6 protein-coding genes are annotated in these 8,650 nt (G+C 39.2%); 3 read left to right on the top strand and 3 right to left on the bottom strand.

Going from position 1 to position 8,650, the window contains the following annotated elements; translation table 11 throughout:
- Positions 1 to 403: 403 nt before the first annotated feature.
- The gene (locus tag ACFIK0_RS04975) at positions 404 to 2,392 is read left to right on the top strand and encodes a M23 family metallopeptidase (RefSeq protein ID WP_273791323.1); all 1,989 of its coding nucleotides are present in this window, start codon (positions 404 to 406) and stop codon (positions 2,390 to 2,392) included.
- A gap of 928 nt (positions 2,393 to 3,320) precedes the next feature.
- Here the strand turns inward: ACFIK0_RS04975 and ACFIK0_RS04970 are convergent.
- The 3 genes from ACFIK0_RS04970 to ACFIK0_RS04960 form a co-directional block, all read right to left on the bottom strand.
- Positions 3,321 to 4,751 carry a sensor histidine kinase gene (locus ACFIK0_RS04970; protein ID WP_375631403.1) on the bottom strand — a complete coding sequence of 477 codons (1,431 nt, stop codon included), beginning with the start codon at positions 4,749 to 4,751 and terminating at the stop codon, positions 3,321 to 3,323.
- A 224-nt stretch (positions 4,752 to 4,975) separates the two neighbouring features.
- Positions 4,976 to 5,530 carry an RNA polymerase sigma factor gene (locus ACFIK0_RS04965; protein ID WP_375631404.1) on the bottom strand — a complete coding sequence of 185 codons (555 nt, stop codon included), beginning with the start codon at positions 5,528 to 5,530 and terminating at the stop codon, positions 4,976 to 4,978.
- Positions 5,531 to 5,537: 7 nt separating this feature from the next.
- A complete protein-coding gene (locus ACFIK0_RS04960; protein ID WP_015856821.1) occupies positions 5,538 to 5,741 on the bottom strand; it encodes a NepR family anti-sigma factor in 204 nt (67 codons plus the stop codon).
- A gap of 169 nt (positions 5,742 to 5,910) precedes the next feature.
- Between ACFIK0_RS04960 and ACFIK0_RS04955 the strand changes: the two genes are divergently transcribed.
- A complete protein-coding gene (locus tag ACFIK0_RS04955; RefSeq protein WP_273791319.1) occupies positions 5,911 to 6,705 on the top strand; it encodes a response regulator in 795 nt (264 codons plus the stop codon).
- A 22-nt stretch (positions 6,706 to 6,727) separates the two neighbouring features.
- Positions 6,728 to 7,741 carry a sensor histidine kinase gene (locus ACFIK0_RS04950; protein WP_375631405.1) on the top strand — a complete coding sequence of 338 codons (1,014 nt, stop codon included), beginning with the start codon at positions 6,728 to 6,730 and terminating at the stop codon, positions 7,739 to 7,741.
- Positions 7,742 to 8,650: the final 909 nt, after the last annotated feature.

Genomic DNA, 8,650 nt, shown 5'->3' with positions numbered 1-8,650 from the left:
TTTATTTTTTTTTAAATAAAATAACCCAAACATTTCCAATAAAATATTGTAACAAAAAATCCTATTTCAAGACATTAATTGGAAAAATCTGCCTTCATAAAAATAAAACATGAAAACAAAAGGAGTTCAAAGAGAGCATGGCGCCTTTAAAGTAAAATATAGCACCCCATTGCAATGCATGAAAATAGGAAGTTGCCTAAGAATGAGTTAATCTCAATAACGCTTGTTTTATGCTACTTTAATAAGGAAATTTTTCTGCACAGGTACGATTTATAAAGACATTGCTGTATAAAGAGAATCGCATGATCTGTAATTTGTAAAAAGAATCAAATTCCTGTAGAAGCATGCTAAGCTATCTATCTAGCTTTCTTTATTTAATATAGAAAAGTACTCTTATAAATCTATGTGGGATAACGAACAACAAAAAAACGATCCTGGACAGGACCCTGCTCTTGTCGTCAAACGCTTGCGGCCTGCGCGCCGACAGGTCTCTGCTCGTTGGCTTACGGGAACCATTCTGACAGGAATCACTTCCTGCATTCTTATGGGGATTGCACTTTTTACGGCTCTTGATGAACAACAGCGATTGGTAACACCGCCACAATGGTTTACGCAGGAAAACCTATCAGAATCACAAGACCCTGAGGCCAATGGGTATAAAGGTGATCGTATTTCTCCCACCCATGCACGGCAAAGCTTTGACAGAAAACGTCAATTTGAACTATCGATTCTACAAAAAAAAGGCGATGAAAAAGTCATTCAAACACAACATTTTGAATGGATTCGTATGGCTTTAGCCGAAAATCGCCCCCAGAAATATAGCTATCCAAAATTTGATTCTTTAAGCATTCTTGCCAGTGATTCGCAAAGTCAAAATATTGCACCACAAGAAGATTCTGGGCAGATTTACGGTGCAAAAATCGAAACAAAACTCACCTTACGCAGCTATGATTTTAAGGTAAATCAATTCGATTTTGATGACAGCGACACATTGACAGATGAAGAGGCACAACAAGAAGTGCAAAAAGCTGGATTTACTTTAGAAAAGAGCACCGAACTTCTTTCAGTTCTCACATTGATTGATCCTTTAAAGTTAGAAGATGCATCCTCCCCTTCCCAAGGCACAGAATCCCCTGAAGTTCGAATCGTTCAAGAAAATGTAACCGTTTCTCCTCAAAGCCACCGTATCGATCTGACGAAAAACTATGTTGAAGATATTATTCCTATTCGTAAAAAACAAACGATAGCCGATGCTTTCAAAAAAACCAGTTATACAAAAAAGCAAATTGACCAAGTTGTAAAAACGCTAGAAAAAATAAGCCTTTCCGATACTCTTAAAGAGGGAAGCCTTTTACGCATTGGTATCGTGACACAAGCTGGTGAAAAAGACCATCTCGTACGCGCAAGTATCTATCAAGGGATGCATCATGTTCTCACCATTGCCCTGAATGATAAAGGCCAATTCATTGAAAGCACAGAGCCTAAAATGTCTAAAGCGCTTAAAACGGCTTTTCAAAATGGTATTCCGCATTCTTACATCAATAGCGCGCAATTACCAACGGCTTATGATGCACTCTATAGTGCTTTGCTAAGCCATAATATATCACAATCTCTCTCTCATCGTCTTATTCGTCTGCTGGCCACCAATATTGACATGAAAAGTCCGATAACACCCAATGATCAGATCGAAATATTTTATGCCGTACCACAAAGCGATAAAGAAAACAAAAACGGCAAAAAGAACTTGAAAGCAAAGGAAGCATCCAAAAACACTGATCCAGAAATTCGTTATATTAGCGCAACTTTTGGAAATACAACTTATAAATATTACCGTTATCAATTAAAAGATGGAAGCGTTGATTATTATGATTCTGAAGGGAAGAGTTCAAAGCCTTTCTTGCTGCGCAAACCCACACCAAATGGGATTTTTGGCTCCCCCTTTGGTCCACGCAAACATCCTATTTTAGGCTATATTCGCATGCATACGGGTGTTGACTGGGTTGCTCCTAAAGGATCGCCCATTATTGCTGTAGGAGATGGTATTGTCACAAAAGTAGGCGTAACAGGCGGCTATGGAAATCACACGGAAATTCAACATGCCAATGGATATGTCAGCAGTTATTCACACCAAAGTCGTTATGCACCAGACATCAAACCAGGCGTGAAAGTACGACAAGGACAAATTATTGGATATGTTGGATCAACAGGAATGGCAACCGGTCCCCATTGTCATTTTGAAATCATTGTCAATGGCGTCAAAGTTGATCCCATGCGCATTCGTATACCGGATAGCAAAGCCTTAACCAATCAAGACCTACAAACATTCCTACAAGAAAAAAACAATATTGATTCTTTGATCAACAGCCCGATAGCACCCTCCGAAGAGACTTAAAGCATGAAAGCATCTGCATTTTCACGACTCAAAACATCTAAAAATATGCTTTAGCGCTTACTTTTCTCAAAGAGATTTCCGCACTTTAAATATCTATTAAAGGATACGTCGAAATATGCCACCACCCAAGGTCGCATCACAATGATTAAAAATAAAACGCCCTCCCCTTTTCAGGTTTACGCACAATAGGTTTGCAGATTTACGCACAATAGAAAAGTGAAAAATATGAACCCCCAAAAGGCTAACTCTTCTTGTTTATTTTATCAAAACGATAAAAATCCCTTTGTTTTCCATGCAATAAAGTTTTAAATCAAAGGTGAGTTTTTCTAAAGAATGAAGATTCTAAAATCCATATCATTCTATAAACAACCCGACTTCTTGTTGAATAGATTTCACTTGTTGAATGTATGCTGTTCATAGCCCTAAAGGACGGTGTTTCATGAACTTTATGAGCAAGTTTTACCTAAGAGAATATTCCTTACACACTTTTACAAAAAAAACCCCATATTTAAAGTTTTAACAGCCCTTACAAAAAATAACAAAACTTAAAAAAAACAATCTCTTAGCAAAGAAATAGAGCTTACGAATATAAGTATTATTATTGGCTTAAAGGAGCACTTATTCAAAATAAATTTAAAGGCTCACTTAAGCACTTCAAAGCTCTAAGACAAGGAGAACTTTGAAAGCGGATCATCGGAGTCAATAAAGCAAAAAAACAACGAGAGAGAAAATCAAACATTACACCAAAAGATAAAGAAGCAAAGTTGCCTTTCTTGAAGACAATCGATAATTTAATATTAAAGAGTGCTGTGTTCGCGCTACTGAAGCCGTATTTTTCCTTCTTCTTGTGAAAAGATGCCCTCCCCATACATTCACGATGAATGAAAGGCAGCTTACCACGAGCAAAGAGTTTACCCCTTTAAAAAAATCAGTCAGAGCTTTTTTTTGAACTATTCATGCTAAGTTTTGGCAAAGGAATAACAATCTTTGTGCCTCCTAAAGCAGAAGTTTCAAACAGAGGTTTTTCACCAAATTGCATACAGAGCTGTTCCACAACCACACGACCAAGTCCTGTTTTTTGTTTTAAAGTTTGGCTTTTCATTCCCACGCCATCATCTTCTACAATGAGCATCAATTGTCCATCTTTCTGGGGACCAAAGGAGATATAAATATGACCCGACCGTTGATCAGGAAAGGCATGTTTTAAGGAATTTGTCAGCAGTTCACCAAGGATAATTCCAAGTGTTGTCGCATCTCTTGAAGACAGGCGACAATCTTTAAAGTTGGTGTGAATGGTGATGTTTTCACGCAATTCAAAAGGAACTGCCAATTCGACATCATGCACAACAGAACTAAGAAACTCTGCCAATAAAGTCGTTTCCATATCATCACTTAAGCGCAAACGACGATGTGCTGTAGAAATTGTCTGAATACGATCACGTGCAGCACCTAGAACAGAACGTACCTCTTCATTTTTGCTCCGGTTTAACTGGAGCCCCAGCAAAGAAGACACCGTTCCAAGAGAATTGCCAATGCGATGGCTTGCATCCTGCAACAATATTTCAACCCGTTGGCGTTCTTTTTCAGCGTGATTACGTGCTCTTTCTAATTCTTGTGTTCGTTCTTTCACGCGGGCTTCCAGAGCGATATTTTCGCTATGAAGCAGCAATTGATACAATTTTAAAGAGCGCATATCACGATGAAAACGATTAATAACAAAATAGGCAGAAATAAAGGTACTTACAACGGAAACAATAGCCGCCAATGTCAAAGCAGCCCGCATCAATGCGATACCCTCACGCTGTTTTTGTCGCACTACATCATCCCCATTAATAAAGCTTGTCATCAATTGAGCTAAACGTGCCACAGGAATCTTTGATACTTCCAAAGAGTCCGCATGAGAAGGTTGAGAAGGTTGTTCAGGAATCGCATCAAGAGCATGCATATGGGCATTCATAAAGGCTTTTCGTGCTTCAACCTCTTCTTTAAAAGCCGTAAACCATTTATACCACTGCGGATGCGCATAAACAATAAGTGCGATATAGTCGAGAATATTCCCCAACTCCCGCTCTGAATTTTCAAAACGTATTTTATCTTCCGCCTTGCGCGTTTTTGCATAGCTGCGATCAGCAACAGCCATATCAATCAAGCTAATAAGGACCAAATCAGCCTGTTCGCGCAATTCTGAACTTGTATTCAACTGTGCGATTTCTCGATCAACGGCATTTGAAAGCAACATAATAAAAACCGATGCCAAAAGAGCCATAACAAGAGAAACAACAATCGCACCCCACCGCCAGCGTGATATCGTTGCATCAGAAGAAGGCATTTGAGGCATCAAATTTGTTTTTGTTGTCATAGAATGTCCATTGGCGAACTTGAAAGTCGTCATTTTTCAGCACAAAGGAAGGCAACCTTATGGAACATAAAACCTAAAGCCCGTGAGAAAGTTTTATACAGGCTTTTCTTGTGTTCCTAAGGATACACGCCAAACTTCTGAATTTCCTCAGATACTGACTTTACTGTAATAGCTATAACGGGAATAAAAAAAACAAGGCTATCGATCATAATTATTATGCTTTTTTAGCCGTTAAATGAACACAATGTACTTCCAGCTGAGTAAGAATCAGGACCATAATCAGACTCACCATCCACCTTAAGAAGTTCTTGTAATCGATTACGCGCCCTGCTCACACGGCTTTTAATGGTTCCAACAGCACAACCACAAATAGTCGCAGCATCTTCATAAGAAAACCCCGATGCGCCAATGAGAATAATGGCTTCTCTTTGATCGGCAGAAAGCAAATTTAAGGCTTTTTTGAAATCTTGCAAATCAAGCGATCCATATTGAGCAGGATGAACAGCGACATTTTGAGTAAACACGCCATCGGTATCTTGAACTTCTCTTCCCTTTTTACGCATTTGACTATAAAATTCATTGCGCAAAATGGTAAAAAGCCAAGCTTTAAGATTAGTCCCCATCTCAAAACTATCTTGCTTAGCCCATGCCTTCATAACAGTATCTTGAACCAAATCTTCAGCTTTATCGTGCTTGCCACTTAAAGAAACAGCAAAAGCTCGTAAAGCCGGCAACACAGAAAGGAGTTCTTGTTTAAAGTTTTTCGCGCGCTTTGACATAAAGGATTCAAACCTTTTCCACATTGTTTAAGCCAAATTGCTCTGCGCGCTCCAACTTCTCTAAAAGCTCAAGCAAACACCGTGGCAGTGCCTCTTCTTGAATTTCCATGTAAAATTGACGTAACTTCCGTGCTATTTCGCTATTGACCCCGAGAAGATCATCTCCAACTGTAAATTGTGTGGTGAGATTTTTTTCATCACGGTCGTTCATTTTTCATCCCCCTAATCCATATAATATTGGTAGCACCGCGAAGAATTTTTTCGCCTTATAGTTGTAAATATAGCTGTCGGTAAAAAGTTCCATACAAATCAAGGAACTTTTTTATCGGTTGAGAATTTCAACCAACAAAGTGCTTGAAAGGTCAAAGGAGTTATAAATTATGTCATTATCAACGCGCATTGCCCCGCATCTTCCCTATCTTCGGCGTTTTGCCCGCTCTGTCACCGGTAGCCAATCCTCTGGCGATGCTTATGTGTCAGCGATGTTGGAAGCACTCATTGCCGACATCTCCATTTTTCCCAAAGCCTCCACTGACCGAATTGGTACCTATTGGCTTTTTTGCCATCTTTTTGACCAAACCACACCGAACATCCCAGAACCCCTGCCTCAATTTGGTCTTGAACAAAAAACCAGTGCCAAATTATCCTATCTCACGCCCCGTGCACGCCAAGCATTTTTGCTCATTGCCGTTGAAGGATTTCATGAACAAGAAGCCAGCGAAATCATGAATCTGGATACGAAAGAATTCCGCAAGCTTCTCAACCAAGCATCTATTGATATTTCTCAACAAATTGCCACTGAAGTCATGATTATTGAAGATGAACCTCTTATTGCACTTGATATTGAGCAAATGGTAGAAAGCCTAGGTCATCATGTTGTAGGAATAGCGCGCACGCGTGATGAAGCTGTCATTATGTACCATAAGAAAAAACCACGGTTGATTTTGGCTGATATTCAATTAGCCGATAACAGTTCAGGTATTGATGCGGTCAACGAGATTTTGAAAAATGACCGTATACCAGTGATTTTCATCACGGCTTTTCCCGAAAGGCTTCTCACTGGCGAGCGTCCAGAACCAACTTTTTTAGTGACCAAACCTTTTAACCCAGATATGGTGAAAGCGCTTATTTCCCAAGCTTTATTTTTTCAAGAGAATGCTTCTAAAGCGGCTTAGAACAGGGTAACATCTTAAAATTATGATTGTTACGCCTCTTTCAAAGCCTCCCATGGATAAATCTCATATGAGTGCGCTCATGCAAGCGATTCGTGGTGCGGATATTTGCGTTCTCTATCAGGCAACAAATCTGGTTTATTTATGGGCTGAAAACTTGCCCCACCATTTGCACAATAAATGGCGGGTTGGGTGTCGTGACAGCGACTTTTTTTCGCTTGACCTTGCAGACAATATGGAAACCATCAAACTGCAAGTTTTAGCCAGTGGCAAAATGCAAACTGTTGAAGCACGTTTTGAAGATACAAACAAACAAGAGATTTGGTACAAATTTTCTATTGATTGCCACCGCAATGATAACGAAGACATTATTGGTATTATCACCACCGGTGTCAATATTTCCGGCTTACGCCGCCGTGAACAAGTGCTTAAAATCCTTCTTCGCGAAGTCAGTCACCGTTCTAAAAATCTTCTAGCGATCATTCAAAGTATTGCCAGTCAAACCGCCCGCTATACTGAATCTCTTCAAGTTTTTTTACGAAAATTTCAAGGTCGTCTTCATTCTCTTTCTCATTCTCAAGATCTGATCACGGATTCCGATTGGCGTGGTGCTCAATTTCGCGAATTGGTCCAAACGCAGGCTTTAGGCTATTTAATGAAAGAAACAGAACGTTTTTCACTTGAAGGCGTCGATCCTTATCTTTTTCCCAATGCCGCTTTGCATATTGGTTTGGCTTTTCATGAACTGATTGTCAATTCTCTTTCTTTTGGAGCCCTTTCCCAAGAAAAGGGGAGCATCTGTGTACGCTGTGAAATCGAAACAAAACTGAATGGCAAAACGCAACTTATCATCACTTGGCATGAAAATTTTGAATCCGGCATCCCTCCCACAAACAATAAAAAAGCCTGTTTTGGTAGTGCCGTTCTCGAAAAAATCGTTCCCATTTCCGTGAATGGTTCAGCCTCCCTCAAATTGACACAAGAAGGAATTGTCTATTGCCTCTCTGTTCCTGATACTTATTTTGATATTTTTTCTTAAAAGAGCATTTTAAACAATGAACAAGAGAAGTTTCCCCTTTTTTAGTAAAATGTCTCATCTGTTTATTAAGCACAAAGATATTTTCCAACCTCTTTAAACCAACCTCTATAGTCCCCCAATAGTTCCCCAAAACCTTAACGAAAAACCTTAACGATGAGAACTGAAAGCTACATAAAATCTATTCCCGCTGTCAATCAACTTCCATCCCTCATATAACCGGCATATTTTAAAACAGAAACCAAAACGATAAAGAGCAAACCGTTTCAACTTTTACTATGCCAAATAAAAGCGAGCCTATTACCCATCTCTTTTTGTGTAATTTTCGCAATGCGCATACAATTTTATTTTGGCATAATATGCAATTTCAAGGAGTAAAGCTAACATCCATCATCATTCTTCAGCTTTACGGGCTTAAAGCCTCCACGAAAACGACAATTAATTGATGAAAATTACATATTTTACGCTTTTATATATCGCATTCTATAATGGAGATATTCTCTTCAGGTACAATAGGACATTCTAAAACAGAATACACTTATGTCTTTCATTCACGCACTTTTTTAATATTTCCCAGCGCATCCACGCTCATTTCAAAACAGTATCTGTAAATAAGATATAATAGCCCCCAGCCCCCGTAAAGTGAACCATCAAACCCGCCCCTTGTTACGCCATATCCTTCTTTACCTTCATGCCCCTTTTCACTTCATAAAAGTAGTAGCTGAGCATCATCATACCATTTGTCTTTCATGTTACAACAGCCATTGACCTTTGAGAGCGTCCATAAGAGGCATTTTAGGCTTTTTTTCAAATATTTCTCATTGATACAAAGCCCCTACACACCCCTTTATGACGTGCAAACCAATGACTTTGATTAATTCACTATAAAGGGAACCCGCATCTCAAAGGGGA

This window comes from Bartonella sp. CL63NXGY (assembly GCF_042194905.1).
In the GTDB taxonomy this organism is placed as follows: domain Bacteria; phylum Pseudomonadota; class Alphaproteobacteria; order Rhizobiales; family Rhizobiaceae; genus Bartonella.
The sequence above is the reverse complement of the archived record's forward strand: the minus strand, read 5'-3'. Positions and strand labels throughout refer to the sequence as shown.

What these genes read in the sequence shown, in the direction of transcription:
- ACFIK0_RS04975 (WP_273791323.1), top strand. Translation starts at nt 404, where the DNA reads ATGTGGGATAACGAACAACAAAAAAACGATCCTGGACAGGACCCTGCT.
- ACFIK0_RS04970 (WP_375631403.1), bottom strand. Translation starts at nt 4,751, where the DNA reads ATGACAACAAAAACAAATTTGATGCCTCAAATGCCTTCTTCTGATGCA.
- ACFIK0_RS04965 (WP_375631404.1), bottom strand. Translation starts at nt 5,530, where the DNA reads ATGTCAAAGCGCGCGAAAAACTTTAAACAAGAACTCCTTTCTGTGTTG.
- ACFIK0_RS04960 (WP_015856821.1), bottom strand. Translation starts at nt 5,741, where the DNA reads ATGAACGACCGTGATGAAAAAAATCTCACCACACAATTTACAGTTGGA.
- ACFIK0_RS04955 (WP_273791319.1), top strand. Translation starts at nt 5,911, where the DNA reads ATGTCATTATCAACGCGCATTGCCCCGCATCTTCCCTATCTTCGGCGT.
- ACFIK0_RS04950 (WP_375631405.1), top strand. Translation starts at nt 6,728, where the DNA reads ATGATTGTTACGCCTCTTTCAAAGCCTCCCATGGATAAATCTCATATG.